Raw genomic sequence first — 26,780 nt, 5'->3', positions numbered from 1 at the left:
GGAGGATTCCATGGGGCTTCATGAACCGATTCATATATTGCTGGTAGATGACAGACCTGAGAACCTGCTCGCTCTTGAGGCAGTGCTGGAGAGTGAACAATATAATTTGGTAAAGGCCACATCTGGGGAAGAAGCGTTGCGATGTCTATTAAAAGATGAATTTGCACTCGTTGTCCTCGATGTGCAAATGCCGGGTATGGATGGAATTGAGACCGCAAAGTTAATCAAGGCCAGAGAGAAGACGAAGGATATTCCGATTATCTTCATTTCAGCTAACAGCAAGGAAGCGGAGCATTTGTTTGCGGGATATTCAGCGGGCGGTATTGATTATATGGTGAAGCCGTTCATCCCTCAAATTCTCAAGTCCAAAATTGAAGGCTTCGTACAAATGTATCTAACAAACAAGCGCTTGAAAACACAGTCCATGCTGCTTCATCAGAAGACGCAGGAGCTGGAAAAGATGAACAGCGAATTGATTGCCGCCAAGGAGGCAGCAGAGATTGCTGCCAATGCCAAAACCGAATTTTTGGCAATGATGAGCCATGAGATTCGCACACCTATGAATGGTGTCATCGGTATGATTGATCTGCTGATGGAGACAGAGCTGCAAAACGATCAACAGGAATATGCTGATATCATCCGTCGCAGTGCGGACGCGCTGGTCGCAGTCATTAATGATATTCTGGACTTTACCAAGCTGGAGTCAGGCAAGATGGAAGTTGAGGAGTATCCATTTGATTTGGTTTCCTGTATCAAGGAAGTTTTCAGCCTATTTACCGTAGAGGTGAACCGCAAGAATTTGGAACTGGTTTATTTTCTCGATGAACAGACGCCTCCCGTGTTATATGGAGATATGGGTAGACTGCGTCAAGTACTGATTAACTTGGTCTCCAATGCTGTTAAATTTACAGATCAGGGCGGGGTATATGTTTTCGCATCTGTTAAAGAGCGTAGCGACAATGGGCTTACCGTTGAGTTTTCTGTAAAAGATACAGGCATTGGTATTGATCCTGCCAAGGTTGGAAGGCTATTTCATCCCTTTTCCCAACTGGATTCTTCAATGACACGCAAATATGGTGGAACTGGTCTAGGACTCGCTATTTGCAAAACCTTAGTGGATATGATGGGCGGAGATATCCGTGTGGATACAAGTGGAGAACAGGGTGTGGCGTTTCATTTTACAATGAAGCTTGGCGTTGCCAAGGAAAATGAACTGGAGGGGGAGTCCAGCCACGATTGGGAAATTCCACAACAGGAGCCCCCAACCCGTAAACCCGTACTGGTCGTGGATGACCATCCCATCAACCAGAAGCTGATGGTGAATATACTGGATAAGCTCGGTTTGGCTTCAGACGTGGCAGCAGATGGGCAACAGGCGCTTGATATGGTCACTGCGAATCAAGACTACGACTATATCTTTATGGACTTGCAGATGCCTGTAATGGACGGCCTGGAGTGTACGGGGAGAGTACGTGAACAACTGGCGGGAAGGTCCCAACCTGCCATTATCGCTATGACGGCTAACGTCATGGAGGGGATTCAGCCCCGATGTATTGAAGCTGGAATGAACGATTATATTAGTAAGCCCGTTAAAATCAGCAGTGTAAAACAGGCGTTGCTCCGGCATTCGCCGGACCATTTTCCAATGCAGCCAGGTAAGGATCGAATCAATGAAGCTTAGCTGGTGGTATTTGACAGGTGTATAAAAAGTTATAACGTGATTCAAATGCTCGTATTTTGGGTTAGTATGTAGGGAAATCTTTTTTTGGGAGAGTAGGCCTATGAATACAAATAAAAATGAGAAGTTCAATGCGATCACAGAAACAGCCGATGGTGTAAATATCGTTTATCTGAGTGGAGAATTGGATCTTTCGGTAGCACCTGATTTCCGTCTGGTCATGGAGCCTTTAGTGGGGGAATCCAGCCAGGATTTGATTGTTAACTTGAGAGACCTTAAATACATTGACAGCACAGGCATTGGTATTTTGTTATCTATTTTAAAAGCAAGGCATGGGATGGAGTCCCGGTTTACGGTTCAAGAGGTACCGCCTCAGATTCAAAAACTGTTTGATATGACCGGTATTGCCAAATTCTTTGCCCCCCAGGAGAATTCCCAATAGGAAAGGAAAGAAAAAGAAATGAATGCTCAAATTCAAAAAGTAGTTCTTAATTTGCCGGCCACAGCTGACTTTGTTGATATTGTAAGATTAAATTTATATGGTATTGCCGCGAAAATGGGATTCTCTTATGAGGATATTGAAGACATGAAAGTGGCCGTATCGGAAGCCTGTAATAACTCTGTTCTCTATGCATATGGTCATGAGGGAGGAGTCGTGGAAGTAACATTCGAATTTGACGAAGCTTCGTTGTCCATTCGTGTCAAAGATGAAGGGGAGAGCTTTGAACGTGTGGAGGACCCGACTCGTATCGCTTCCTTGCATGACAAGGAGTTGAATGATGCGCAGATCGGCGGATTGGGCTTTTATCTCATGCAGGCGCTTATGGACGATGTTCATATCTTGAATGAGACAGGAAAAGGCACCGAAGTGGTGTTGGTAAAGCGTCTGACCAGAAGTGAGGAAACAGTATGAATGAAAAGGTAACTCCCCCGGAGTCGATGGATGAAGCCGTTGGTCTAATCTGGGAGTACCAGCAAACCAAAGATAACGAAATTGCTACCGTGCTGATCCGCAAGTATGAGCCTATGGTCAAGATGGCTGCCGGGAAGATATCCCGTAACCGTCCGGACTTATACGAGGATTTATATCAGACCGGTCAGATGGCTTTGATACGTCTGCTCCAGCAATACGATATCAGCTTGGGTATCCCATTTGAGCCGTACGCTATGAAAAGTATGCTGGGACATATGAAAAATTATTTGCGCGATAAATCCTGGTACATACAGGTTCCTCGTCGCATCAAGGAAAAGGGTGCGCTTGTTCAACATGCCATTGATGAGCTGACCGTCAAATTAGAACGCTCACCCAATGTGAACGAGATTGCGGAGTATTTGGACCTTACCGTTGAGGAGACGATCGAGGTGCTTGCTGGCCGTGAGTGCTACCACTATGTTTCACTGGACTCGCCATTATCTCAGGAAGAGAGTGCAGCTACGTTAGGTGAGCTTATTAGCTCAGATGCTAACGATTTTGACACGGTGGAAAAACGGATGGATCTTCAGCAGGCTTTAAGCCAACTGAAAGAGCAGGAACAGAAAGTGCTTCTTCTGGCATTTCAGGACGGTCAATCTCAACGTGCGATTGCACAGACGTTGGGTGTATCACAGATGAGCGTTTCCCGTATTCAGAAGCGGGCAACAGAAAAGTTGAAGCAGATTATGTCTAATTCCTCTATTTCATGACAAGATCGCTGAATTCATGGCTTATAATATTTGACGTCCCATCGTAAGGACACGTTATTCCAATTAGGGAAGCGTGTCCTTTTTATAAAGCGGAAAAAACAAAGAAAGGATGGAATCCATGACAGCATTTGAACAGATTTCTACCTTTCGTGGAGGCTGGGAATGGTGGGATATCTGTGCTGCGGACTGGCAGGATTCAGTCATACAGCACTTGAAGGAGAAGCTCCCAGAAGCCGCAGAGTGGCTGGATAAGGTAGAGGACATTCCATCCAGTTTTATTTCTGTGCGCTTTCCAGATGGCAATCAGCCGTTGATGTGCGGATCGTTGATCTACTCCGTTCAGGAGGAGATCGACAGTCAGCGTAATTGCAACAAGTTTTATTTTCTAGTCCTAGACCAGAAGCTAGTGACCTTAAATCTAGACCAAAATACACGTGAAATTATGCATACCGCAGAACGCCAAACCATGCTGGAACAGTGTGAGGATGCAGCAGACGGCATGTTCGTATTGGCGAGAGCCGTGCTTCATTATTTTCATACGGGAATGGATAAGTTTGAGATCAACCTGAGAAGACTGGAAGAGGACATGGAGAAAAGGAATGCACGTACGCTGATGGATTCTATATTGAATGCGCGTTTCGAGCTGTTGTATTGGAGCAATATGTTCATCCCTTTTTCAGAGCTGGTCACGGCTTCCCGCGAAGCCTATCTGGATAAGCTGGAGGAGAATCGCTTTTTTAAGCAGTTATTGTACCGTGTCACTCGGATGGAGGGACTTTTCCGCCATTATGAAAAGGAAATCGACACATTGATCTCCATAGATGATGCCATTTCCGCATTTAGGGGCAATGAGATTACGAAGACGCTCACCATTGTGACCGCTGTATTTACGCCTGCCACTGTAGTGGGTGCTATTTGGGGCATGAACTTTGAAAATCTGCCTTGGATTAAAACAGGTTGGGGCTTTACCTTCGTGATTATCGCTACTCTGCTAAGTATGGCGGGGATGTACGGCTGGCTGATGATGAAGGGGTGGACGGGAGATTTATTAAAAACAAACAAGCGTAACAAATTGTAGTGGCTGATTACAGCTGTTGCAATTTACAAATAAAAAACGATCCATCGTAACTAGAGGCTCTTTGAGGAGTCTATTACCGGTTACGAAGGATCGTTTTTATATGAGATAGAAGACAATTACTTAGTACCTTGACTCATTTTGATATATCCTAACAATTCGGCGATGAAATCTCCGATGACCGGAAGATTTAACTGCACCAGGAAGCTGAGCAACCAAGCGAGTAAGGCGAGTACGACCACTGTACCCAGTGTAAGGCCAAGACCCCTTGAAATCCCAGCCGTCAGATTGCTGATAATTCTTCTTTTCGTGCTGGAGTAGTTCTCTATAATATCTTTGAATTCTGCTTTTTCCAATGTATCTGCGATTTGATCTAGACGTTTGTTAAGCCGCTTGACCTCATGACGTAGCTCAAAAGGATGTTCATCCACATCAAAATCTCTTTCATGATCATGCTTTTTACCATGAGTAGGTGAGGTCTGCTTGGATGAAACCTCGTCTGGCTGATCTTGTGTCTGTAGGGGGTGAAAGGTTCTCTTGTTGTTCCGAGCAAGATCATCTCCATAGGAGTGTGGTTTGTTCATGGTCATCCCAGCCTTTCTATCATTTAAAAACAGCCAGCTTCTTGCCTGCTGGCTGTTCAGTGTTTGGAGCTTATTATAGTTATAATGAGAATGTGTTCCTATTTATGAATTTGCGTTTAATTGTTTCTGCGTGTCCTTGGCTGCCTGAGCGGTTGCATCCATTACTTCTTTATCCGCTTTGGCTGCTTCATTAGCGACATCCGCAGAGGCTTTAGTTACGCTGGCTACGATGTTGTCTTTACTTTCGGATACCGTTTTGGCTACATCTGCTGTTTTGGTGGAAACGGTTTTAGCCAAATCCGTTGCTTTGCTGCTGACTACGGATGCGACATCCTTGGTTTTATCGGAGACAACGGTCATTTTTTCGGACAGATCGCTACGCAAATCGCGGCCTGGTTTTGGAGCGAACAGCAGGGCTGCCGCAGCACCAATCAAACCTCCAATGAATAAACCCTTTGCAAAACCTGAAGTGCTTGCCATATTTTGATTGTCCATGTTACTCATGATATATCACTCCTTTTATAGAATAAAAAATATATATAAATGTTAGGTAGCCCTTCTTAATAGTTTGGACACAAGTCCGAGCAAGAACACGAACAATGCGGTTCCAAGTATGGCTGGAATGACTGCAAAATCTCCGATGACTGGACCCCAGTCTCCTAGGATCGTAGCACCGAGCCAAGCTCCTACAAATCCAGCAATCATAGAGCCCGCAATGCCGCCAGGCATTTCATGACCTGCTAGTGCATCGCCAATCAATCCGATAATAATAGCCATTACAATACTTAGGACAATTCCCCACACAAGGATCGCCTCCTTTATCCTGAGTTCACACAACGATAATGTTTTTGATGAATGCTGAGCTTTCGTTATTTCTTCGCCTTGCTTACTTCGTATATAAACGTTGTGACCGTGAGTGAAACAAAAGCCATCTTAGAACGCTTATGGACGGGGGAGAGATAAAGGGGAGGAAGGCCACAGACGCGCTTGCCAATAGACCACGGGAACGGTAAACACCAGCCAGATCATACCTGCAATATAGCCACCTACAATGTCGGTAGGAAAATGAACTCCTAAATATACACGGCTGAGGCCAATCAAGAGAATGAGCAATGCACCAAGAACACACGGAAGGAAGAATGTTCGCTTATGAACCATTCGTTCTATAGCCCAAATGGCAAATATCATTCCGTAAAATCCCATGGAAATCATCGCATGACCGCTGGGGAAACTGTAACCCCCCGCTTCCACCAAATGTTGAAGAGACGGGCGTTCCCGTTGTAAAAATTCTTTTATGATCGTATTTAGCACCCACATCGCGGTAAAGCTGCTTAGGATGGCAAAGGAGTACGCTTTTGAACGGAGATAGACCCAGCACAAGATTGCGGTACCGATTGCTATCAGTAATGATATGCGGAATGAGCCTAACGATGTAATGAAGATGGCGACGGGTAGCAGTTGGTAATGAGCAGCAGCTGTGTCTGGAAAAACAATATCTTGAATGCGCTCATCCCAATATAGAAAAGGAGCTGTGCCAATCCATCTTACTGAATAGGCAATGAGAAGTAAGACAGCGATCATGATCATAGATGCGGATAGACTGCGACGCAAATAGCTTGGTAAGAATCGGAATCGTTGAGGTTCATGGGATAGCATATGTAGTAAATCGCCTCCTTATGGCTGTGATAGATTGATTTTGTGTACTATTAACTTAACGAATAATGAACTGGAGAGCAAAATCAGACAGAGACAATAGGCTGATTGACGCATATAAGTGCGGGGTAAAGGGATCGTATTACAGCGTTTGTAATGCCAGGGCCGGAAGTGGATTAGGAATCACGAAGTAAGGGCTGCTTTACGGAACTGAAATCCATGGAGGTGTTAAGGATGATTAAAATAGTGACATCAGCAGAGAGACATACCTCAAATAAAGGATGGATTCATAGTGAGTTCAGCTTTTCGTTTGCAGATTATGAAGATCCGAGCAATGCCCATTTTGGATGTATGCTAGCCCATAATGATAACGAGCTTAAACCGCAGCAAGGGTTCAAAAGACATCCGCATCATGATTTGGAAATCGTCACCTATGTAATTGAAGGTCTTCTGCATCATAGCGACAGCTTGGGCCACGAACAGGATCTAAAAAGCGGCTCGATCCAGGTTATGAGTGCAGGCACCGGGATTGAACATGAGGAGCGAAATCCTGGGGATGAAAAACCGGTTCGCTTTTTGCAAATGTGGTTTCTACCTGAGAGTCCTGGCCTTCAGCCTTCTTATCAGGTACAAAGATTCAAGCATAGTGAACGCCTAAATCGACTTCAGCCTGTAGTGTCTGGTTCAGAGGTGGAGGGAGCGCTATCCATTGCACAGGATATAAATCTGTATCTGAGTAGATTGGAAAAGGGACAGCAGCTTGAATATCCGCAGCAAGAAGATCGCCGTACTCACATTTATATCATTAGCGGTCATGTCGAAGTTACGTGTCAGGATGGGGAATTTCAGTTAAGACCTGGTGATGCCGCGCGAATTCAAAAAAGCTGTACATTAAAGATACTAGCTACAGGGAATGAGGAAATATCTGAACTGGTATTAGTAGATTTGCCTTGAAGTGTCCATGGGTAAAGGAAGAAGTGTATGAAAATACGTATATGCATCGAAAAAATAAAGCTCGTATCCCTTGTGCGTCTGTTAAGACGACCGGAGATACGAGCTTTATTTATGGTGACAAACTTAAAATAGCCAAGCTGTCTGTCCTACAAGCTGGTTTAGGAGGACTTACGCAATCTACCCAGTTCGGAGACAATGGCTTCAACCTCTGAAATGCTGAGGTTAGGCTTGCTGATCACCATATCGTAGACATCATGGATGTCCTCGTATTGCTCTAGCGAGAAAGCGGAAGCCTGCATAGCAGCACCACTCGCCATACGAAGCTTGGTTTTAATGCCCTCAATCATATACTCAATGTTGGCATGAGACGGTACAGACAAATCCATCGTTAATGTTCCATCCTTTCATAACAGGGGAAGTTGCCTGTATTGTATCATGTTTTTGTTGTAGAATGTACTGATAGCCAGATTACCGATATAGAACTGAATGAAGGAGGATGGACAAAGTTGTCTTTGTATAATCGAGCTTCTACATCCGGTCGCTCACCCTTAGAACCTACTAATGTAGAGAAAACAGATCGCGACGGACTCGCACCGTTTTTCCGAGAAATTCAACATCAGCATGCTATGGATAAGTTGACTTTTGTATGTATCGGTACAGATCGCTCGTCGGGTGACTCACTCGGGCCACTGGTAGGCACCATGCTCAAGGAGCAAGGCTTTCCGAATGTGATTGGCACAATGACGGAGCCTTGTGATGCGGATCATCTGGTTTCATACTTGGAGCGTATTCCCCAAGATCATCATGTGATCGCCATAGATGCTTGTCTTGGACAGCATGGCTCAACGGGAATGTTCCTTGTTGCCCGTGAACCGCTAACCCCTGCGCGATCGGTTGGTCTGTCTCTGCCGTCTGTCGGGCATTATAGCGTTGCAGCGATTGTGAATGAGCGCAGTGCCAAACCGTACTGGACACTCCAGATGACGTCGCTTCACCTGGTCATGACGATGGCTGCATATATTGCAGATGCAGCGGCTTGTGAATTTGGTTTAAAAACAGCTTCGCAAGATTTTCCAGCGGGTTACCGTTTCAGATATTGATGGTCTGCTTAATAATATACATCAGCATGTTCTACTTACTAATATATTCAGAACGAATAGATTATATACAGAGAAGGAAGGGTTCCACATGGAAAAGGTATTATGCGAAGGAACGACGATCTGCTATGCCGAACAAGGAAAAGGAGATCCGATCATTCTATTGCACGGATTTTGCGGAAGCTCCTCCTATTGGGATGAGGTTGTTCCCTTGCTATCCCCAAGCTATCGTTGTATTGTTCCAGACTTGCGTGGACACGGACGCAGCGATGCTCCACTCGGAGCCTATACGATTGATCAAATGGCAGACGATGTGCTTAAACTTCAGGAACAGTTGGACATTCCTCAGGCTGCATGGTTTGGCCACTCCCTAGGAGGCTACTTGGCCCTTTCCGCGGTACAGAGACATGCAGAGCGTCTGACAGCCTTTGGACTGATTCATTCGACGGCTTATGCAGATACGGACGAAGGTAAAGAAAAGCGGAACAAGGCTGTATCCACCATTCAAACGGAAGGGATTACAACCTTTGTAGATGGACTCGTACCAGGATTGTTTGCTCCTGAACATGTGGAGTCGATGCCGAACCAACTACTCAAAGTCAAAGAAATTGGCTACAAAACACCTCCTCAAGGAGCCGTAGGAGCATCACTGGCTATGCGCGAGCGCCCGGACCGTCGGGATGTGCTGTCAGCTTCTGCATTGCCAGCTCTTTTAGTAGCAGGGGAGCAGGATCAGGCGGTTCCTCCAGCACGGACGTTTACAACAGATCGAACCGGGGTAACCCAGGTTACTCTACCGCAGTCTGGACACATGAGCTTGATCGAAGCACCGCAGTTATTAGCGAATGCCATCTTGTCATTTTTAGACCAGAACTTGAAAAAGTAGAGTAAGGTAAGTCTAGATACCGGAACCTTCTGATGTGGTATTAGAGGGGATCCGGTTTTTTGCTGACTTGTTGCTTCCTATTGGTTAATGTGCAAAATGCCTAAGTCATATTGTTTTTGTTCAAGGCAAACGCCGTCGGCAAACCGTCAATACTCTCTAAATTCTTCTCGTATGCATACTTTTTAAGTGCTTCTTCGCCCATCTGAATCGCCACGTCCTTCAGCTTTTCCCGTTCGCTCGTGTAAGTCATGAAGGGAACTGCAAAACCACATGAATGTTGCACCATATGAACATCAACAACAATGATTTGTCTTGCCCCAGGCAGTGGATTGAAGAGAGGATAGAGCTCATTCCAACGCTTTGTATTGGGCAACACGACTGTGCCAGTACCAAAGAGCCTTAATACACAGGGCTCGCCTTCAAATGCACAGAACATGATGGTTACCCGTCCGTTCTCTATAATGTGCGCACTTGTCTCGTTGCCACTTCCCGACAAGTCGAGATAGGCTACCTTGTGATCTGACAATATACAAAAAGAATCGTAGCCCTTGGGGGAAATATTCACATGCCCCGTCTTAGATACAGGTGCTGATCCTACAAAGAAAATATGCTGCCGCTGTATGAACTCCTGATATTCCGGTAGTATCGAACTAAATTGTTTTCCCATACTTCAACATCCTTCCCGTAAAATATTAACTCATGATTTTGTTTCTAGAGAAAATAAATATTATATTTTATTTCGCGAATCAATATGTTAAAAAGATTATTTTTGTTTCGTATGAAACAAAAATAACATGAGACTAACGGAGAATCAATATCAAATTTTTGAATACTTGTATTTGAAGTTGGTCACATGATCGGCTATAAAACACTGTGCTACCCGAATGTTACGTGTTGTACGTGATTTTCTGAGTGCCGGATCATTGATGCTATAAATGATTTGTAATTGTGCTAAATGAGTTTACGCCATGTCGGCGGCATTTGGCTTTTAGACAAGGATGTCTTACAATCAGAAGGGACAGGGTTGCTGGGTCTCTAGGCATCAGGATGAAAGGAAGGGAACGGCTTGCTTAGAAAAGATTATTTGCTTAGCATGATGGAAGAATTGACATCAGCAGTGGCATCGGTGCTCGGTCTGAGGCGTGAAAATAAACACGTTGAAGCGCTAAAACAACTAGATGAACTACTTAACAAGCAGTTTCGCCTTCGTTCAGATTTGCTCAGACGATTGCCGCCGGAACAAATTATTGAGCTTTTCCGAATGGGCCCTGGGATGGAAGCGGATGAGCTTCAGCAAGTGGCTCGCATTCTGGAAGAAGAAGCTGTTATATACATGGAGACCAGCAGATTAGACGAGGGCATACGAATTTTAATGAAATCTCTTCATTTATATTTGTACAGCGATCTGAATGGCGCGACTCGTGATCTACAGGTCCTGCCTGAACGAATAGCGTGTATCGTAAAACTGCTTCATGAATATGAACTCTCTCCGGAAACCAGCAAGCTGTTAGCTGTTCATTATGAGCGGGAAAACAGGCTGGACCAAGCCGCAGATGTCTGGTTTGGATTGGCATGGGAGCAGCCGGAGCTGAGATCAGAAGCAGAGACATTTTACAGTCAGTTACTGGATAAGACCGATGCAGAGCTAGAACGGGGTGGAATTTCACGCCAGGAAATCATCGAGGGTTTGTCCGAGATCACCCAATTACATGAAAGAAAGTGAGATGTACCTTTTGGATTCACTGCGCGAACTTGTATACCAATTGACCACGGGAGGATCCCTCATAACAGCAACGCTGAGTCAGCTGCGCAAACGTGAGGATGCTTCTTTTACTAAAGTACAAATCAAACCTGTGGAATTGAAAAACAAACTGCATTACCAGTTTGCCTTTCATTACAGCAACAAAGTCATTCATGAAAATCTGACCCCTGACGAAGCTAATGAGCGCATGACTGCCTTGTTTGAGGACACATTCCGCCAAGGGCTTCTATGTGCCAAGGATGCAGACTACCAGGTGCTAATCAGTAAAAAATATAAAGTATCCATTCTGACAAAGTCACCGAGCAAAAGTAAAGCCGATCTGTCTCATAATCGCAAAAAGCAATATGTGCTTGAGGAAGGAGAGCGTATTCCTTTCCTGATTGAGCTGGGGATTATGAATGAGGACGGTAAGGTACTGGCCCGCAAATACGATAAATTCCGTCAAATCAACCGTTTTCTCGAAATGGTGCAGGATGTATTGCCCAGCCTTCCGGTAGGCCGCCCATTGACGATTGTAGATTTTGGCTGCGGCAAGTCGTATTTGACCTTTGCCTTATATCATTATTTGGCAGTACAGCAAAAACGACCTTTGCAGATTGTCGGTTTGGACTTGAAGGCAGATGTCATTGAAACCTGTAATCTTCTGGCTCAAAAGCTGCAATATCGACAGTTGGAGTTTCTGGTCGGAGATATCGCAGACTACAATGAACTGGAGCAGGTGGATATGGTCGTTACCTTGCATGCATGCGATACGGCAACAGATGCAGCGCTGGAAAAGGCTGTCCGCTGGGGAGCGTCTGTCATTTTATCAGTTCCGTGCTGCCAGCATGAGTTGTTTAGCCAACTGGAAAATCCGGTATTGGAGCCTTTGCTCTCCCATGGCATTTTAAAAGAGCGTTTTTCTGCACTGGCAACGGATGGAATCCGGGCCAAGCTGCTGGATATGATGGGGTATCGGACACAGCTCTTGGAATTTATCGACATGGAGCATACGCCTAAAAATATTCTGATTCGTGCTGTCAAAGGCCAAGCGGGAGAACGGTCCGTTCTGTGGCGTGAGTATACAGCATTTCGGGATTTTATACATGCTGATCCTTATTTGGAACGTGCCTGTGCGGATTTGCTTCCCGAAGGGGCGGGACAGCAGCAGACACACAGCTAAGAATATAGCAAAAGTGGAGCCACTGCAGGGTGGCTCCACTTTTTTGTAGTTTACAGTTCATGGTTGCTGTACGCAAACATCTACCCGCCATAGGCACTTCTAAAAGCGGTGCACAAGACATCACGGTCCACCTTCCACAATGCCGCGAGCTCCTCGCTGACATCTTCGTCCCACCAGTCGCACAGTAGTTTGCGATTACTATGGTTTTCCGCAATCCAGATGAGGTGGCCGACGACCTTGCGGCAATATAGCTCCTCGCCCTGCTTGACCAGATCAGGAGCAATGTGAACAGGCAGACGTTTGCAGGTTCGGTACAGCTCTTTGCTGCATGCGCGGCGGATACCACGAGCCGTGGGTAAACGGGATTGTGGATTGTCATGTTTGGGGAATTTGCCGGGAGGCATATTGTACCCCCTCCTCTCTCTCACAACTTATGCGGGCACAGGAGCTGGGGTCACTGACCGCCCTAATGGAGCGAAGTGGCGACTTGTTCTGCCGCTGTGATACACTAATGAAAATAGAGAAACAGGCAGGGAGTGGGAAGGAAAAATGGACCATATATCTAGTATCATTAATTATTTGTTTGAGATCATTCGCAGTCTTGGGTATTTTGGTATTATGCTAGGCTTGATGGTGGAGGTCATTCCAAGTGAAATTGTCCTCGCTTATGGCGGTTTTTTAGTGTCCTCGGGTCATATTAATTTTTTTGGCGCAGTCGTGTTTGGAACGATTGGCGGGGTGCTGGCCCAGCTGTTTATTTACTGGATCGGACGCTATGGCGGCAGACCCGTATTAGATAAGTATGGTAAATACATACTCATCAAAAAAAGTCATGTTGACCACGCTGAAGCCTGGTTCAATAAATATGGCACAGGGGTCATTTTTACAGCTCGCTTTATCCCTGTTGTTCGTCACGCGATCTCAATCCCTGCCGGGTTGGCTCGAATGAACGTATGGCGCTTTATTATTTTGACGACGCTAGCGATTATACCTTGGTCTGTTTTGTTTATATATTTAGGTATGCTGCTGGGAGACAAGTGGGAGCAAATTGACGAAGTGGCGGCACCTTATATCAAACCCATTTTGCTGGTTGCTCTTGCGCTCTTGATCATTTATTTTGTTATCAAATGGATTGTAGCCAAAAACAAAAAAGGAAGTGTATAACATGAGCCGTACTAACGTATCGCAATATTTCGGCAAGGGCTTGAGTCCTGAACAATTTATGGAGGGCATGGAAAAGAACAAAGAAGCCTTCCGCTCTGGATACGATCAGTTTGTGTGGAGCAGCGAAGAGGATCGGGAGTTTTTTGAAAGCCTGAACCATCGTGATGATCTGCGTGTGCTTATTTTGGCTGCCGACTGGTGTGGGGATGTCGTACGCAATGTGCCAGTTGTGTTCCGCGCGCTGGAGAATAGCGGTATTCCAACCGAAGTATTGATTCTAGAAAATCATCAGGCGCTGATGGACGACTTCCTGACAATGGGCGGACGTGCTGTGCCGATTGTGATTTTTGCGGATACAGGAGGTCATGTACTTGGCCACTGGGGACCACGCCCTGCACATGTCCAACAAATTATGATCGAATTCAAACGTGAAAATCCAGATCGGGAAGCCGATGACTATCAAGAAAAAATTGCAGTAGCTCGCAAAGAAATGGCTGAAAAATATGGGGAGGGAACCGAGGTCCATCCTGTGATTGTTCAGGAATTACGCGAGCTGATCTCGGGATTTTAACTTATGACCTTATCAATTCGCAGCTTTAATCTGGGTCCACTTCAAACAAATGCTTATTTGCTTCAAGGGGATGATCCACAGCGCGCCGTTATTATTGATCCAGGAATGAATCCGGGTCCTTTGCTGAGAGCGATTGAGTCTCTAACCATTGAAGCTATTCTGCTGACTCATGCCCATTTTGATCATATTGGAGGGGTGGAGGAGATTCGCAATGCGAAAGGATGCCCGGTGTATCTGCACGCTTTGGAGCAAGACTGGCTCACATCTCCTAAGCTGAATGGCTCCCTGATGTGGCCAGAGGCATCTCCACCGATCTCGACAGGACCTGCCGAATATGATTTGGCGGAAGGTCAGCAATTAAAACTAATCGGACACACGTTCAAGGTGCTCCATACACCGGGGCATTCACCCGGAAGTGTTAGCTTCTTGTGTGGCAAAGATCTTTTCTCGGGGGATGTGCTATTCCGTCAGGGCGTCGGACGCACAGATCTGACTGGTGGTCGGGAACGCGACTTGTATGATTCCATTCAGAATAAGTTGTTTCCGCTTGGAGATGACGTTACAGTTTATCCTGGTCACGGACCCAAAACATCCATTGGTTATGAGAAAGCTAACAATCCGTATATTCGGTAAATTTGATAAACGTTAATTAATTGAGGCAAAATCAAAGAAGTGACAGGTTTTGCCTCAATTCGACAACAAAATATAAATTATGTATAGACAAAGGTTTTTATTTTTGTTAACATAAATTTATTAAAGTTACATACTAAACTCGCGAAGCACGCAAGCTGTGGATGAATCCCGGTTTGCGTTCTTTTTTTTGCCCATTAAGAGGATAAAGAGGCATGAGGCCATCAGATCACAAGGGGGAGCAAGAATGAAAAGAAAACATATATATGGTGTACAACGTGAGAACGAAGGCAGTTTCCGTCTTTCCGAAATAGTAGATATTGAAGATGTTGTGGTAGGTTCCGAACCGAAGATCATAACTTGGAAAAAGGTAAAACGGCGGGGCGGAACCCTTACGCAAAACTGGCATATACGGCTTAACGAGCATAGATTTGGACGTGGAGACGATCGATTATGAAGATACATAGATGATATAGACAAGCTACCTTTTTTTTAGTAGACTTAGCAGATAAGTTCAGACAAACGGGGGGGCTAACGATGCATCATTTAGGAGCTAGAATTATGATCGTCGCGGATGCTTTTGAGCAGAATCTTCCTGTGGGCGAACATGGTTATATCATTGCTTACGACCGTAATGCGGACAATGCTTTTGACTATGTCATTCGCGTACCGAAGGTGAATCGCAATTTTTTCGTACCATCCGGAGACATCGAGCTGGAAGAAAGTATTCTCAAGCTGGAAGCCGAGCGGATTGAGCGTGAAGCGCTGATAGATTACGCCCTTGCTACTCATAATGAGAAGCTGTTCAGACATGTGATGAATGGTGGTCATGATTCAGTAGAGACTGAGGAAGAAGAAACCGCGGCAGAATTGTTGTCACAGGCTGATTTTATCAAACAAGTTAATTTGCGTGCTTGGATATAAGAATCGGCTGTTGCCGACTCTTTTTAACAATATATAATGGGCACGATTTCAGCTGCTATAGTTTTCTTGAAAGAGCACCGAAAGGTGCTTTTTTTATATTCTTTTAGTAACATTTACCTCATTAATGTACAGTCTGCTTCTGTACCGCGTCAAAGATTGAATTGTATAGGGTTCTATCCTATAATTAAAAACGTTATTTCAAAGTTCGGTGTAACATTTTTGATACCAGAATTTTGCAAAATCCGATTCCAGTCGCTTATTGGATTTTTATATATACATGAGGAGGGTTTTGAATGAACATTTCCAAGGAAGATGTCCGTCACGTAGCCAGGCTGTCCCGGTTGAATTTGACCGAGAATGAGGAAGAAACGATGACAGGGCAATTAAACGCCATTCTCCATTATGCGGAGAAGCTGAATGAGCTGGATACGGAGCAGGTAAAACCGACCACTCATGTGCTGCACGTCAGCAATGTCATGCGGGACGACGAAGTTCGCGAAAGTTTGACGCATGAGCAAGTGATGCGTAATGCACCTGAAGAAGAAGATGGACAGTTTAAAGTTCCTGCTGTTCTGGAATAGATTTCACATTTGAAAGGAGGATGCAAATTGAGCTTGTTTAATAACACATTGCCGGAAATACATAACAAGCTGCATCAAAAGGAAATTTCCGTGAGTGATCTGGTGGGGCACGCTCTGGAGACAATTGATGCGCAGGAAGACAAGATCAGAGCCTATATTACCGTTGACGAGGAACAGGCCCGGGCATCCGCACGTCAGCTGGATGATCAGCTGATTTCCGGAGAGGAAAGAGGATTGTTGTTTGGCCTGCCGGTTGGTATTAAGGATAATATCGTGACGGAAGGGCTACGCACAACATGTGGCAGTCAGTTTTTGAAAAATTTTGATCCCGTTTACGATGCCACAGTGGTTGGCAAGTTACGCGCAGCGCAAACCGTGACACTTGGTAAAATGAACATGGACGAATTCGCTATGGGTGGTTCTAACGAGAACTCCAGCTTTTTCCCCGCACGTAACCCTTGGGATTTAGAACGTGTTCCCGGCGGTTCCAGTGGCGGCTCGGCTGCAGCTGTTGCGGCGGGTGAAGCTTATTTCACGCTCGGTTCCGATACAGGCGGCTCCATTCGCCAGCCCGCTTCTTATTGCGGCGTAGTTGGCCTAAAACCAACCTATGGTCTGGTATCCCGTTTTGGACTGGTGGCCTTTGCTTCATCTTTAGACCAAATCGGTCCGATTACAAAAAATGTTCAGGATTCGGCCTATGTCCTGCAAGCCATTGCAGGCTATGACCAGAAGGACTCCACCTCTGCGAAGGTAGACATTCCTGATTATTTGAACGCTTTAACCGGAGATGTAAAAGGTCTTCGTATCGCTGTACCTAAAGAGTATCTTGGTGAAGGCGTAGACCCACAGGTCAAGGAAAAGGTGCTTGATGCACTGAAAACACTGGAAGGATTGGGCGCTGTATGGGAAGAGGTATCTCTTCCACACACGGAATATGCGGTTGCGACATACTACCTGCTGGCTTCATCCGAAGCATCGTCCAATCTGGCCCGCTTTGACGGTGTGCGCTATGGTGTGCGCGCTGACAATCCAGATAACCTGCTTGATCTGTACCATCAGTCCCGTACGCAAGGGTTTGGTCCTGAGGTGAAGCGTCGGATTATGCTCGGTACCTATGCACTCAGCTCCGGGTACTACGATGCTTATTATTTGAAAGCTCAAAAAGTGCGCACACTGATCAAACAGGATTTTGATCGTGTATTTGAACAATATGATGTGATTATCGGACCTACTGCACCGACTACCGCTTTCAAAATCGGCTCCCAAGTGGACGACCCGTTGACGATGTATTTGAACGATATTTTGACGATTCCGGTGAGTTTAGCTGGCGTGCCGGCGATCAGTATTCCTTGTGGTCTTGCAGATGGAATGCCAGTCGGACTACAAATTATCGGGAAAGCCTTTGACGAGTCTTCTGTACTGCGCGTAGCGCATGCATTCGAACAAAATACTGAATTTCACAAGCAGCGTCCGCAGCTGTAATTTGGCAAAAAGGAGGGAACCTATTCATGTCTACAACTACATCGAAGTATGAGACGGTCATTGGACTTGAAGTCCATGTGGAATTGCATACGAAGTCCAAAATATTTTGTGGATGCTCGACATCCTTCGGAGCGCCGCCAAACTCTCATACATGTCCGGTCTGTCTTGGACATCCTGGAGTATTGCCTGTATTGAATCGTCAAGCCGTTGATTATGCGATGAAAGCGGCAATGGCGCTCAATTGCACCATTGCTGATGTGAGCAAGTTTGACCGCAAAAACTATTTCTACCCCGATTCACCGAAGGCTTACCAAATTTCGCAATATGACCAGCCGATCGGCGAGAACGGCTGGATTGATATTGAAGTGAACGGTGAAACCAAGCGTATCGGTATTACCCGGTTGCATCTGGAAGAGGATGCGGGGAAATTAACCCATGTTGATGGTGGCTATGCGTCTTTGGTTGATTTTAACCGGGTCGGCACACCATTGGTTGAAATCGTTTCGGAGCCGGATATATCTTCGCCGGAAGAAGCCAAGGCTTATCTGGAAAAAATACGTGCCATTATGCAGTATTGTGACGTATCCGATGTGAAGATGGAGGAAGGCTCGCTTCGTTGCGATGCCAATATCAGTCTTCGTCCGCATGGTCAAAAAGAGCTGGGAACCAAAGCGGAACTGAAAAACATGAACTCCTTCCGTGGTGTACAGCGCGGACTGGAATATGAGCAGTTCCGGCAAGAACAGACCCTGGACGAAGGTGGAACGATCGTACAGGAAACACGTCGCTGGGATGAGGCACAGGGTAAAACCCTGTCCATGCGTGGTAAGGAACAGGCGCACGACTATCGTTATTTCCCGGACCCGGATCTCGTTACACTGCATATTGATGAGGAGTGGAAAGAACGTATCCGTGCTTCGATTCCTGAATTACCCGACCAGCGCAAAACACGTTACACTTCGGAATATGGATTACCTGAGTATGATGCACAGGTAATTACGTCCTCCAAACCATTGGCTGATTTGTTCGAGGATAGTCTTCAGTACACCAAGGATGCCAAAGCAGTATCCAACTGGATTATGGGAGATTTACTCGGCTATTTAAACAGTGCCAGTGTAGAACTGTCGCAGGTTAAATTGACAGGTCGGGGCTTGGGTGAAATGATCGGACTACTGGAGAAGGGGACGATCAATAGCAAAATAGCCAAAACGGTCTTCAAGGAAATGCTGGAAAGTGATAAACTGCCGCAGCAAATTGTTGAAGAAAAAGGGCTTGTGCAAATCAGTGATGAAGGTGCAATTCTGACAATTGTCGAGCAAGTTGTAGCAGCCAACCCGCAATCGGTCGAGGATTACAAAGCTGGCAAGCAAAAGGCCATCGGCTTCTTGGTCGGTCAAGTGATGAAGGAGAGCAAGGGAAAAGCCAACCCGGGTCTCGCTAATAAGTTGCTGACAGAAGTGTTGAACCGTTAATGGCATAGTTATGACAGGGGCTTGTCTTTTAGGGACAGGCCTCTTTTGCATAAGTGCAGAGAACGTATGGGCATCGAACAAGTATCAGAATCGTAATGACATATTATAGTTTCCTTAGGAGGGCAAACAGCATGGTTACCCTATGTTCATTGGAAGATGATGATATTGTCAGTCAGATATGGCGTCTTCAGCACGTCGCTTATAGACTGGAAGCTGAGCTGATTGGATTTGATGAGATTCCTCCACTAATGGATACATTGGAGACACTTAGAAGCTGTGGAGAGTCTTTTTATGGGTGGTTGGAGGATGATGAACTGCTAGGAGCGCTAGCTGTGCAGTCTGAATCGTCTGGTTCGCTTACCCTTACACGTATGATGGTTCATCCAGATCATTTTCGCAAAGGGATTGCGGACTCCTTAATGAAGCATGTTTTGAATGAATATCAGAATGTCCCGCTGTTTATCGTCACCACAGGAACTTTAAACACGCCTGCAGTGACACTTTATCGAAAACATGGTTTTCGACCCGTTTCCGCGGCAGAAGTGGCCCCAGGTGTGGAATTAACCACCTACCATTTGCATAACGTGGAATAATACTCACAAACCGCGTGCCCGGACAAGGAAGCACGACACAACCGGGAGGAGAGACTCGAATGAATAATCCGTGGATTATAGATGATTCACATGTCATTTTACGGCTATTACTGTCCATGCTACTCGGTGGATTCATTGGCTTTGAGCGAGAACGTTCCAATCACGCTGCTGGTTTGCGGACTCACATTATGGTCAGTCTTGGTTCGACGCTGATTATGCTGCTCTCCATTTACGGCTTTGCTGATTTTATTAAAGAAGCTAATGTGCGTATAGATCCAGCTCGTTTGGCTACGGCGGTGATTACTGGCGTAGGCTTTTTGGGGGCAGGTACAATTATGTTCACAGGTAAATCCATTACTGGACTCACGACGGCTGCTTCCATTTGGGTCGTAGCTGCCATTGGCCTTGGGGTGGGAGCAGGCTTCTATTTACCTTCTATAGCAGCAACGGTGCTCGTATTTTTAAATTTATGGGTGTTCAACAAATTAGAACTTCGGTATATGCGTGGACGCAAGCCTCATCTTATTACACTGTACGGATTGTCCTCTCACGGATTGCTCGATCAAATTTCGACTTATTTAGAGCAAGAAAAAGTGGAAATACGTAAAATTATGATTAAAGAACATGAGCATGTTCCATTTCATGAATTGCATCCGGATCGTCAGAGTATGGAGGTTTCCCTGGAGGTGCTGGCCCGACATGACTTTAATGCGGTACGTATTGCAGCTGATTTACGACAATGGGAAGATATAGCTGCAGTCTCCGTTGAGTGACCATAACCCTTTTTTTTACAGTTACTATCAAATCTGATTGGGGTACTATGTAACCATCAAAGCATTTTTCAGCGGAGCTACGTATGGAATTCAAAGGGGAGGATGGCATGAACTCGGAACAACCGTTACCGTCTGGACAGCCTGGGCAGCCACATGGACAGAAACAGCGGGGACGTCTGCAATACGCTAAATTTCGCAAAGTAATTGCTATTATCATGGCAGCATTGATACCAGGAATGGGACATCTTTTCTTAGGATTGTTTATTAGGGGACTTACATTTATTGTATTGCTCCTGCTAGATATTTTTGCGATGCTGTATGTTTCCTCAGATGGATTGAGGATTAACATCCCATTACTTATTTTGCTTGGATTGTTCATACCCGTATTATATTTTTATAATGTATATGATGTACTACAGTCAGCGGATTACATGGTTCGTTATCGGCGCAAGCCGGATCAATATGCACGAATGGATGCTAGAGGTCAGCAAAGCAGTCCTTTTTATGCATGGGAAAGAGGTTTTGCTTTTGCAGTGCTACTGGTGGCAGGCGGTGGACTTATGATTCTGTTCCGCATGAAACCTCGCTGGTTAAGCATTTTCTTCGAAGATTATGGATTTCTGACGCTGGCCATTATATTAATGATGATCGGTTTATTCCTTTTTCTAAGGGAAGCCATTCTATCCTTTAAACGTAAAAAGTTGAAAGAAAGAGGGTGAAGCAGGCGTGCACCGCAAAATAAGAGTCGGCCGCTACACCTCTTCGCTTCTATTGATGGCTGTAGGCATTTTGCTGATTGTAGATGTGCTTCAGAACACGGAATATATGCTTCAGCTCCTTGTGTGGTGGCCTGTCATTTTTGTGCTTTGGGGACTGGAGTATCTGATTTTTTTTGGTGTGTATTATCGCAAAGAGGGCAAGCCTGACAACGGACGACGTTTTAGACCTGACTTAAAGGGGATTCTGTCCGCTTTGGTAGTGGCTGCTTCGGTTTTTATCGTGACCCAGCAAAACCATTATATGTACCTGTGGAACCGGGTTAGTCTCAATCTGACATCGGCCTCTATGGATTTTAGCCAGGCTAAAGAGAATCGGTATGATATGGGCGGTGTGCTGGTACCGGTAACTATGCAGACGTCCGATTTAGTAGTTGATTCAGTGAATGGAGATATAACACTGATCAGACGGCCGGTATCCAATATAGAGGTACGTGGGACTCTATGGGTGGATCAAGCGCCTGCTGCCGAAGCGGACAAGATTGCTCAAGCTTCTTCACTGACTTCTACCGACGGCAAGACCATCCAGATTCGCCCAGAGGTACAGTCATACGGAGCATCAAGTAAACGTCAGCCTCGTATGAACATGTTGATCACCGTACCAGAGGATCGGCGGTTCAACATGCAGATTAGAACCTCCAACGGGAATATCACCTTGAATGGAGTTGACGCTATCGACAGCATCCGGCTTGAGAGCGGTAATGGGAATCTCACAGTTAATGACGCTATTGGCAATGTCAAAGGAGGCACCCTGAACGGACAGATTAAATTGCATCGGATTTCCGGAGATGTGGATGTACGCACGAACCGTGGAGATATGCAGGCAGGGGATATTGAAGGGGCCGTGTCACTCCACACCATGGTAGGTGACATTCAGGTCGCTCGTTCGGAAGGGGATATCACCGTTGATACTCAGAATGGTGACATGAATGTGCTGAATTCTACAGCCAAGCTGAATGCAAATTCGCTTAATGGCGCTATCAAAGTGCATAGCGAGCAGGTAGGTGGGGATTGGAAAATATACAGTGCTGTCGGTGATATCGTATTGGATCTTCCATCGAGTGGAGATTTTCAGTTAGAGGGTTCAAGCAGTTATGGTAATCTTCAGTCTGATTTTCCGTTTAAAATAGACAGTAAAAGCATTTCAGGCCAAAACGGAGATGGAAAATATGTGATCAGCGTAGAGGGTAACAGTAATTTAACCATTAAAAAGTTGCTGATGCCGTCGTTACCTGACTTGGATGATTCTGGGGGATCGACTGTGCCTGATGCAACTGGAATTTCTCCAGATGAGGCTGAAGTTCCTGTGAACGATACTTCTATAGGAACATCCAGGGACAATACGGCGCGTTGACAAGAATCTTGAGTAGACCGTACAATGTGAATAGCTTTAGAAGTGAATTGTAAATAGATGCGTGGTAATTGATAGGATTGCAAGTAAGGGATAAGGCGGTGGACATATATGGCAGCACGCGTCCAGCATGCTTTGGAACTTCTGAAGAAGACAGGTGTACGCATAACACCCCAGCGCCATGCCATATTAAACTATTTAATGGAATCTATGGGGCATCCGACTGCAGATGAAATATATCGTGCGCTTGAGTCCAAGTTTCCAAGTATGAGTGTGGCTACGGTTTATAATAACTTAAAGATGTTTATAGAAGCGGGTATGGTACATGAGTTGACCTATGGAGATAACGCCAGTCGTTATGATGCCAATATTTCGGAGCACTATCACATCATTTGCGAAAAATGCGGAAAGATTGAAGATTTCAGTTATCCGTATTTGGCAGATGTGGAACGCCATGCCGCGTTGGAAACTGGCTTCGAGGTGCATGGACATCGTATGGAGTTACACGGAGTATGCAAGGCTTGTAGTAACAAACAATCGTAACGAAACAAGAATAGAAGTTTTTTGTGCGGTATGTATATATTGTAATGGATTGGAAACGTGAGGAATTCCCCATAAGTGGGGATTTACCGCGTTTTTTTGTTTGAATCACTTTGTTTTTTGTTTCAAGTAATCTGTTAAAGTTACAAAATACAGAAATCAAAATTTCTTACAATGGAGGTTCAATATTGGCCAGAAATCATTCCAGACGTCGCCGTAAACGTTCTCGATTCAAAGGAGCGGCAAGCCTGCTATTAATCGCAGCAATTATATGTGCAATTACTGTCGTATGGTACGGTAATCCTCTTCACGAGAAACCCGATTGGCAGGGGAGTGTCCGACCTATTTTTATGAAGGGCAAGTTGACCGGATATGAAGCTCAAAGCTCCGGTAAGAACATGCTGATGCCGCTTAAATTGATACAAGGTCAAATAGACCCTACAATTCGTTATGAGGATGACAGCCAAACCGTCATTATGACAACGAGACAAAGCTTGCTCCATATGAATGTTTCAAAGACACAAGGCGAACTGAATGGTAAAACATATACGTCTAGCGCTGCTCCTCAGATAATCAGTGGAGAGGTGTATGTCCCCATTGAGGCTGTACGTGAAGTATATGGTATATCCATCCACGAAGACCCTGTAACAGGTGCCGTCATTCTGATGAAAGCCGGAGAGAAGGTCAGGCTAGGTAGTGTAGAAAAGAAAGATGGGCAACAGGATGCTAGGATAGCTTTGCGTAAAGAAGCCTCTAGTCTATCCTTTATTTTGGCAGATGTATCACAGCAGACGAAAGTACGCATTTGGTCTCAACAGGGCGATTGGTATTTTGTGCAGTTAGACAATGGTTATGCAGGATACATTAAGTCAGACTGTATCTCTGAAGGAGAAGAACTTGTGATACCTTCGGTTAAGGACGATTTGTCAATCTCGGAGAAGCATTGGCAGGGTAAACCTGTGAATCTCGCTTGGGAAGCCGTCTATAATCGTAGGCCGGATCCTTCCAAATTTGATCCTATGCCTGGAGTAAATGTGGTGAGCCCTACATGGTTCAGCGTCGTTGATCATGAGGGTACTGTAGAAAGCAAGGCGGACCCTGCATATGTCAGCTGGGCACATCGTAAGGGGATAGAGGTATGGGGCTTGTTGAGCAACAGCTTTAATCCCGAAATAACAACAGAGGCACTATCTACCTTTGAACGTCGAAAGTCGATTGTAGATCAGATGATTTCACTTGCCCAAGAAAATGATCTGGACGGTATTAATATTGACTTTGAAAATGTTCATACAAAGGACGGTCCCAATGTCACCCAATTTTTACGGGAACTTAAACCGATGGCTCGGGAACATGATTTGATACTGTCCATTGATGTTACTCCTAAATCTCAAAGTGAGATGTGGTCTGCCTTCTTGGATCGGAAATCATTGGGCGCGATTACTGATTATCTCATGGTAATGGCGTATGATGAGCATTGGGCAGCTAGTCCAAAAGCCGGTTCGGTCGCCTCGTTACCATGGACAGAAACGTCAATTAAGCGCATTCTTCAGGAAGACGAAGTGCCGCCTCAAAAAGTGATTTTAGGTATTCCGTTATATACTCGTGTTTGGTCCGAGACTCCCAAAGAAGGGAAGATTAAGGTCACCTCCAAATCAATTGGTATGGAGTCAGCGGCGGAAATCGTAGCCCAATTTAAGTTGAAACCCAAATTTAAAGCTTCCGAAGGTCAGAATTATGTGGAGTATACCGAAGACGGTGTGGTCAAAAAGATTTGGTTAGAGGATCAGATATCCCTGAAAGCAAGAGTAGAACTTGCCCAATCACTGAACTTGGGTGGAATTGGTGTGTGGAGTCGAAGCTTTGCAGATAAAAACGCTTGGATAACACTGAAAGAAATAATTAAATAAAATAAAAAATTATACAATTGAAGAAGGAAGTTTCTTATTTATGTAGAAATGATCACATGTATCCAAATATCCAATTTAGCGGTTATAGCCGCCTTGCAGGTATGGAGGGTGAAGTGCAGCTAACCAAATTAAACCTGATGCATGATGAATTGTTGCAGGAAGATTCAATAGGTGTTATTTCGTACAGAAAGCCAGGAGAATATTTTCATGGTTCAATGTTGTACGACTTTGATGAACTCATTCTAATTATTGGAGAAGGCCGGGAGCCAGTTCGATCTATTCAACACTTATATATTAATGGATTAAAATGCCAAGTGTTGTACACAACGCTTAGTTGTCTGAAGGGTTGGATTATCGCAGGTGAACAAGCCAACATTATAGATTATGTGCTAGAAGGTCGTATTGTCTGGGAACGGGATGACAGGGTACGTCTTTTAAGACAGGAAATTATTGAATTTGACGATCCACTGCGGGAGCAGAAGCGATTTCATGAGTTCTCGCGCTTTCTGGTCAATTACGTTCAAGGTAAAAAAGCAGTGCGAGAAGGGCGAATCATTGACGCTTATCAAAGTGTCCTGAAGGCACTGGATCATTGGGCGTCTATTGAACTCATTGAACGTGGGATTTATCCAAAGGTTCACTTATGGGTTCAGGTGCAGCCGCTGGATCGAACAATTGAGAAGCTGTATAACGAGCTCACATTAAGTACGGAGACTCTGGAGCAACGGGTTGAACTGGTACTGCTTGCTTGTGAATTTTCAGTCATGTCAAAAATGGAGGACTGCTCCTCTCCGCTATTCCGTATATTAGGCAGCAGACGGGAACCTTGGTCTATAGATGAACTTATGAATCATCCTGAGTTAAAAAATCTACAATTAGATCTTACCGTCGTGCTCCGTAAACTGGTTTATCGTTCACTTATTAGAGAATCAGCCATCGGTGAATTTAGGGATCGCGGACAAAATCGTGAACTGCGCTACTCCCTTCTTTGATGAGCGGAGGTTAATTAATCAGGAAGAAAGGTCGATAAACGATCTATTCTTCCTTTTTTCTTGCGCGATTTAGAATTTACAGGAAATGAAAATAAACAAATGATTATTTTAGCTTGACGAGTATGTAAAATATGTGCTAAGTTATAACTCGCCCCATTAAGCAACATGAATAATTTAGAACTGTCTAAAGCAGGATAAAAGGTGTTGCATCAAGCAAGAAAATAAATTTTAAAAAAATGCTTGACGAAAAATGAGGTTGTGTGTTACATTATTTAAGTCGCCGCTGAGACGCGGTGGTGAAACAAAGTAAGAAAGAATGAAGTTTGATCTTTGAAAACTGAACAACGAGTGAGTAAACTGATTTTGTTCGCAAAATCAAGAATGAGATATTTTATCTCGTCAGTTTCAACATGAGCTAATCGCTCTTTCTATAACCAACTTCGGTTGGTCTTTAATGGAGAGTTTGATCCTGGCTCAGGACGAACGC

General features: G+C 45.0%; 32 protein-coding genes and 1 rRNA gene (1 of these 33 running past the window's edge). 26 read left to right on the top strand and 7 right to left on the bottom strand.

Going from position 1 to position 26,780, the window contains the following annotated elements; translation table 11 throughout:
- Positions 1-10 precede the first annotated feature (10 nt).
- From PPM_RS22085 to PPM_RS22065, 5 genes are all read left to right on the top strand, one after another.
- Positions 11-1,681 (top strand): response regulator, encoded by a 1,671-nt coding sequence (locus PPM_RS22085; protein WP_013373044.1) that lies wholly within the window; start codon positions 11-13, stop codon positions 1,679-1,681.
- Between the two features lie 100 nt (positions 1,682-1,781).
- Positions 1,782-2,120: an STAS domain-containing protein gene (locus PPM_RS22080; protein ID WP_016324722.1), complete on the top strand. Its 339-nt coding sequence runs from the start codon at positions 1,782-1,784 to the stop codon at positions 2,118-2,120.
- Between the two features lie 18 nt (positions 2,121-2,138).
- Positions 2,139-2,591, top strand: coding sequence for an anti-sigma B factor RsbW (rsbW, locus tag PPM_RS22075; RefSeq protein WP_013373042.1), 453 nt, complete (start codon positions 2,139-2,141; stop codon positions 2,589-2,591).
- On the top strand, positions 2,588-3,361 hold the full coding sequence (locus PPM_RS22070; RefSeq protein WP_013373041.1) for a sigma-70 family RNA polymerase sigma factor: 774 nt from the start codon (positions 2,588-2,590) through the stop codon (positions 3,359-3,361). The genes rsbW and PPM_RS22070 overlap by 4 nt, the downstream gene beginning before the upstream one ends.
- A 118-nt stretch (positions 3,362-3,479) precedes the next feature.
- Positions 3,480-4,439, top strand: a complete 960-nt coding sequence (locus PPM_RS22065) for a magnesium transporter CorA family protein (RefSeq protein WP_013373040.1) — start codon at positions 3,480-3,482, stop codon at positions 4,437-4,439.
- A 116-nt stretch (positions 4,440-4,555) separates the two neighbouring features.
- On the opposite strand, the gene PPM_RS22060 is transcribed toward PPM_RS22065, so the two are convergent.
- The 4 genes from PPM_RS22060 to PPM_RS22045 form a co-directional block, all read right to left on the bottom strand.
- Positions 4,556-5,026 carry a DUF5665 domain-containing protein gene (locus tag PPM_RS22060; RefSeq protein ID WP_043886055.1) on the bottom strand — a complete coding sequence of 157 codons (471 nt, stop codon included), beginning with the start codon at positions 5,024-5,026 and terminating at the stop codon, positions 4,556-4,558.
- A gap of 96 nt (positions 5,027-5,122) precedes the next feature.
- Complete coding sequence (locus PPM_RS22055) at positions 5,123-5,524, bottom strand: YtxH domain-containing protein (RefSeq protein WP_013373038.1); 402 nt, start codon at positions 5,522-5,524, stop codon at positions 5,123-5,125.
- 42 nt (positions 5,525-5,566) lie between these two features.
- Complete coding sequence (locus PPM_RS22050; protein ID WP_013373037.1) at positions 5,567-5,824, bottom strand: GlsB/YeaQ/YmgE family stress response membrane protein; 258 nt, start codon at positions 5,822-5,824, stop codon at positions 5,567-5,569.
- Between the two features lie 138 nt (positions 5,825-5,962).
- The gene (locus tag PPM_RS22045; protein ID WP_013373036.1) at positions 5,963-6,676 is read right to left on the bottom strand and encodes a phosphatase PAP2 family protein; all 714 of its coding nucleotides are present in this window, start codon (positions 6,674-6,676) and stop codon (positions 5,963-5,965) included.
- Between the two features lie 231 nt (positions 6,677-6,907).
- On the opposite strand from PPM_RS22045, the gene PPM_RS22040 reads away from it, so the two are divergent.
- Positions 6,908-7,627 (top strand): pirin family protein, encoded by a 720-nt coding sequence (locus PPM_RS22040; RefSeq protein WP_013373035.1) that lies wholly within the window; start codon positions 6,908-6,910, stop codon positions 7,625-7,627.
- A 158-nt stretch (positions 7,628-7,785) separates the two neighbouring features.
- On the opposite strand, the gene PPM_RS22035 is transcribed toward PPM_RS22040, so the two are convergent.
- Positions 7,786-8,013, bottom strand: coding sequence for a DUF1128 domain-containing protein (locus tag PPM_RS22035; RefSeq protein ID WP_013373034.1), 228 nt, complete (start codon positions 8,011-8,013; stop codon positions 7,786-7,788).
- Positions 8,014-8,133: 120 nt separating this feature from the next.
- Between PPM_RS22035 and yyaC the strand changes: the two genes are divergently transcribed.
- Positions 8,134-8,727 (top strand): spore protease YyaC, encoded by a 594-nt coding sequence (yyaC, locus tag PPM_RS22030; protein WP_013373033.1) that lies wholly within the window; start codon positions 8,134-8,136, stop codon positions 8,725-8,727.
- 88 nt (positions 8,728-8,815) lie between these two features.
- A complete protein-coding gene (locus tag PPM_RS22025) occupies positions 8,816-9,610 on the top strand; it encodes an alpha/beta fold hydrolase (protein ID WP_013373032.1) in 795 nt (264 codons plus the stop codon).
- A gap of 100 nt (positions 9,611-9,710) precedes the next feature.
- Here the strand turns inward: PPM_RS22025 and PPM_RS22020 are convergent, their stop codons facing one another.
- Positions 9,711-10,277, bottom strand: coding sequence for a pyridoxamine 5'-phosphate oxidase family protein (locus PPM_RS22020; protein WP_013373031.1), 567 nt, complete (start codon positions 10,275-10,277; stop codon positions 9,711-9,713).
- Positions 10,278-10,676: 399 nt separating this feature from the next.
- Here PPM_RS22020 and PPM_RS22015 point away from each other — a divergent pair, with 399 nt between their 5' ends.
- Together PPM_RS22015 and PPM_RS22010 are read left to right on the top strand one after the other, a co-directional pair.
- On the top strand, positions 10,677-11,333 hold the full coding sequence (locus PPM_RS22015; protein WP_013373030.1) for a DUF6483 family protein: 657 nt from the start codon (positions 10,677-10,679) through the stop codon (positions 11,331-11,333).
- On the top strand, positions 11,320-12,534 hold the full coding sequence (locus PPM_RS22010) for a class I SAM-dependent methyltransferase (protein ID WP_016324720.1): 1,215 nt from the start codon (positions 11,320-11,322) through the stop codon (positions 12,532-12,534). Before PPM_RS22015 ends, PPM_RS22010 begins: the two co-directional genes overlap by 14 nt.
- A gap of 80 nt (positions 12,535-12,614) precedes the next feature.
- Here the strand turns inward: PPM_RS22010 and PPM_RS22005 are convergent, their stop codons facing one another.
- Positions 12,615-12,938, bottom strand: a complete 324-nt coding sequence (locus tag PPM_RS22005) for a hypothetical protein (protein ID WP_013373028.1) — start codon at positions 12,936-12,938, stop codon at positions 12,615-12,617.
- A gap of 145 nt (positions 12,939-13,083) precedes the next feature.
- Here PPM_RS22005 and PPM_RS22000 point away from each other — a divergent pair, with 145 nt between their 5' ends.
- From PPM_RS22000 to PPM_RS21925, 16 genes are all read left to right on the top strand, one after another.
- The gene (locus PPM_RS22000; protein ID WP_013373027.1) at positions 13,084-13,698 is read left to right on the top strand and encodes a DedA family protein; all 615 of its coding nucleotides are present in this window, start codon (positions 13,084-13,086) and stop codon (positions 13,696-13,698) included.
- 1 nt (position 13,699) lies between these two features.
- Positions 13,700-14,269 (top strand): thioredoxin family protein, encoded by a 570-nt coding sequence (locus PPM_RS21995; RefSeq protein ID WP_013373026.1) that lies wholly within the window; start codon positions 13,700-13,702, stop codon positions 14,267-14,269.
- A gap of 3 nt (positions 14,270-14,272) precedes the next feature.
- Positions 14,273-14,902, top strand: coding sequence for an MBL fold metallo-hydrolase (locus tag PPM_RS21990; protein ID WP_013373025.1), 630 nt, complete (start codon positions 14,273-14,275; stop codon positions 14,900-14,902).
- Between the two features lie 244 nt (positions 14,903-15,146).
- Positions 15,147-15,356, top strand: coding sequence for a hypothetical protein (locus PPM_RS21985; RefSeq protein WP_025675432.1), 210 nt, complete (start codon positions 15,147-15,149; stop codon positions 15,354-15,356).
- Positions 15,357-15,436: 80 nt separating this feature from the next.
- Positions 15,437-15,823 carry a hypothetical protein gene (locus PPM_RS21980; RefSeq protein ID WP_016324719.1) on the top strand — a complete coding sequence of 129 codons (387 nt, stop codon included), beginning with the start codon at positions 15,437-15,439 and terminating at the stop codon, positions 15,821-15,823.
- 293 nt (positions 15,824-16,116) lie between these two features.
- Positions 16,117-16,404: an Asp-tRNA(Asn)/Glu-tRNA(Gln) amidotransferase subunit GatC gene (gatC, locus tag PPM_RS21975; RefSeq protein ID WP_013373022.1), complete on the top strand. Its 288-nt coding sequence runs from the start codon at positions 16,117-16,119 to the stop codon at positions 16,402-16,404.
- A gap of 27 nt (positions 16,405-16,431) precedes the next feature.
- Positions 16,432-17,889, top strand: a complete 1,458-nt coding sequence (gatA, locus tag PPM_RS21970) for an Asp-tRNA(Asn)/Glu-tRNA(Gln) amidotransferase subunit GatA (RefSeq protein ID WP_013373021.1) — start codon at positions 16,432-16,434, stop codon at positions 17,887-17,889.
- A 26-nt stretch (positions 17,890-17,915) separates the two neighbouring features.
- Positions 17,916-19,361: an Asp-tRNA(Asn)/Glu-tRNA(Gln) amidotransferase subunit GatB gene (gene gatB / locus PPM_RS21965; protein WP_013373020.1), complete on the top strand. Its 1,446-nt coding sequence runs from the start codon at positions 17,916-17,918 to the stop codon at positions 19,359-19,361.
- A 131-nt stretch (positions 19,362-19,492) separates the two neighbouring features.
- Positions 19,493-19,954 carry a GNAT family N-acetyltransferase gene (locus PPM_RS21960; protein WP_013373019.1) on the top strand — a complete coding sequence of 154 codons (462 nt, stop codon included), beginning with the start codon at positions 19,493-19,495 and terminating at the stop codon, positions 19,952-19,954.
- Positions 19,955-20,013: 59 nt separating this feature from the next.
- The gene (locus PPM_RS21955) at positions 20,014-20,727 is read left to right on the top strand and encodes an MgtC/SapB family protein (RefSeq protein ID WP_013373018.1); all 714 of its coding nucleotides are present in this window, start codon (positions 20,014-20,016) and stop codon (positions 20,725-20,727) included.
- A gap of 83 nt (positions 20,728-20,810) precedes the next feature.
- Complete coding sequence (locus PPM_RS21950) at positions 20,811-21,446, top strand: hypothetical protein (protein WP_013373017.1); 636 nt, start codon at positions 20,811-20,813, stop codon at positions 21,444-21,446.
- A gap of 7 nt (positions 21,447-21,453) precedes the next feature.
- Complete coding sequence (locus PPM_RS21945; protein WP_016324718.1) at positions 21,454-22,857, top strand: DUF4097 family beta strand repeat-containing protein; 1,404 nt, start codon at positions 21,454-21,456, stop codon at positions 22,855-22,857.
- A 108-nt stretch (positions 22,858-22,965) separates the two neighbouring features.
- Entirely contained in the window at positions 22,966-23,397 is a 432-nt protein-coding gene (locus tag PPM_RS21940; RefSeq protein WP_013373015.1) for a Fur family transcriptional regulator, read from the top strand.
- Between the two features lie 185 nt (positions 23,398-23,582).
- Complete coding sequence (locus PPM_RS21935) at positions 23,583-25,301, top strand: glycosyl hydrolase family 18 protein (protein ID WP_013373014.1); 1,719 nt, start codon at positions 23,583-23,585, stop codon at positions 25,299-25,301.
- A 56-nt stretch (positions 25,302-25,357) separates the two neighbouring features.
- A complete protein-coding gene (locus tag PPM_RS21930) occupies positions 25,358-26,293 on the top strand; it encodes a nucleotidyltransferase-like protein (RefSeq protein WP_013373013.1) in 936 nt (311 codons plus the stop codon).
- Positions 26,294-26,744: 451 nt separating this feature from the next.
- A 16S ribosomal RNA gene (locus tag PPM_RS21925) occupies positions 26,745-26,780 on the top strand; it runs 1,518 nt beyond the window's last position.

This window comes from Paenibacillus polymyxa M1 (genome assembly GCF_000237325.1).
Classification (GTDB): domain Bacteria; phylum Bacillota; class Bacilli; order Paenibacillales; family Paenibacillaceae; genus Paenibacillus; species Paenibacillus polymyxa_C.
This window is presented reverse-complemented; position numbering and strand designations above follow the sequence as displayed.

Bases quoted from the DNA above. Each gene is read 5' to 3' on its own strand.
- PPM_RS22085 (WP_013373044.1), top strand. From the start codon at position 11: ATGGGGCTTCATGAACCGATTCATATATTGCTGGTAGATGACAGACCT.
- PPM_RS22080 (WP_016324722.1), top strand. From the start codon at position 1,782: ATGAATACAAATAAAAATGAGAAGTTCAATGCGATCACAGAAACAGCC.
- rsbW (WP_013373042.1), top strand. From the start codon at position 2,139: ATGAATGCTCAAATTCAAAAAGTAGTTCTTAATTTGCCGGCCACAGCT.
- PPM_RS22070 (WP_013373041.1), top strand. From the start codon at position 2,588: ATGAATGAAAAGGTAACTCCCCCGGAGTCGATGGATGAAGCCGTTGGT.
- PPM_RS22065 (WP_013373040.1), top strand. From the start codon at position 3,480: ATGACAGCATTTGAACAGATTTCTACCTTTCGTGGAGGCTGGGAATGG.
- PPM_RS22060 (WP_043886055.1), bottom strand. From the start codon at position 5,026: ATGACCATGAACAAACCACACTCCTATGGAGATGATCTTGCTCGGAAC.
- PPM_RS22055 (WP_013373038.1), bottom strand. From the start codon at position 5,524: ATGAGTAACATGGACAATCAAAATATGGCAAGCACTTCAGGTTTTGCA.
- PPM_RS22045 (WP_013373036.1), bottom strand. From the start codon at position 6,676: ATGCTATCCCATGAACCTCAACGATTCCGATTCTTACCAAGCTATTTG.
- PPM_RS22040 (WP_013373035.1), top strand. From the start codon at position 6,908: ATGATTAAAATAGTGACATCAGCAGAGAGACATACCTCAAATAAAGGA.
- PPM_RS22035 (WP_013373034.1), bottom strand. From the start codon at position 8,013: ATGGATTTGTCTGTACCGTCTCATGCCAACATTGAGTATATGATTGAG.
- PPM_RS22025 (WP_013373032.1), top strand. From the start codon at position 8,816: ATGGAAAAGGTATTATGCGAAGGAACGACGATCTGCTATGCCGAACAA.
- PPM_RS22020 (WP_013373031.1), bottom strand. From the start codon at position 10,277: ATGGGAAAACAATTTAGTTCGATACTACCGGAATATCAGGAGTTCATA.
- PPM_RS22010 (WP_016324720.1), top strand. From the start codon at position 11,320: ATGAAAGAAAGTGAGATGTACCTTTTGGATTCACTGCGCGAACTTGTA.
- PPM_RS22005 (WP_013373028.1), bottom strand. From the start codon at position 12,938: ATGCCTCCCGGCAAATTCCCCAAACATGACAATCCACAATCCCGTTTA.
- PPM_RS22000 (WP_013373027.1), top strand. From the start codon at position 13,084: ATGGACCATATATCTAGTATCATTAATTATTTGTTTGAGATCATTCGC.
- PPM_RS21995 (WP_013373026.1), top strand. From the start codon at position 13,700: ATGAGCCGTACTAACGTATCGCAATATTTCGGCAAGGGCTTGAGTCCT.
- PPM_RS21990 (WP_013373025.1), top strand. From the start codon at position 14,273: ATGACCTTATCAATTCGCAGCTTTAATCTGGGTCCACTTCAAACAAAT.
- PPM_RS21985 (WP_025675432.1), top strand. From the start codon at position 15,147: ATGAAAAGAAAACATATATATGGTGTACAACGTGAGAACGAAGGCAGT.
- PPM_RS21980 (WP_016324719.1), top strand. From the start codon at position 15,437: ATGCATCATTTAGGAGCTAGAATTATGATCGTCGCGGATGCTTTTGAG.
- gatC (WP_013373022.1), top strand. From the start codon at position 16,117: ATGAACATTTCCAAGGAAGATGTCCGTCACGTAGCCAGGCTGTCCCGG.
- gatB (WP_013373020.1), top strand. From the start codon at position 17,916: ATGTCTACAACTACATCGAAGTATGAGACGGTCATTGGACTTGAAGTC.
- PPM_RS21960 (WP_013373019.1), top strand. From the start codon at position 19,493: ATGGTTACCCTATGTTCATTGGAAGATGATGATATTGTCAGTCAGATA.
- PPM_RS21955 (WP_013373018.1), top strand. From the start codon at position 20,014: ATGAATAATCCGTGGATTATAGATGATTCACATGTCATTTTACGGCTA.
- PPM_RS21950 (WP_013373017.1), top strand. From the start codon at position 20,811: ATGGAATTCAAAGGGGAGGATGGCATGAACTCGGAACAACCGTTACCG.
- PPM_RS21940 (WP_013373015.1), top strand. From the start codon at position 22,966: ATGGCAGCACGCGTCCAGCATGCTTTGGAACTTCTGAAGAAGACAGGT.
- PPM_RS21930 (WP_013373013.1), top strand. From the start codon at position 25,358: ATGTATCCAAATATCCAATTTAGCGGTTATAGCCGCCTTGCAGGTATG.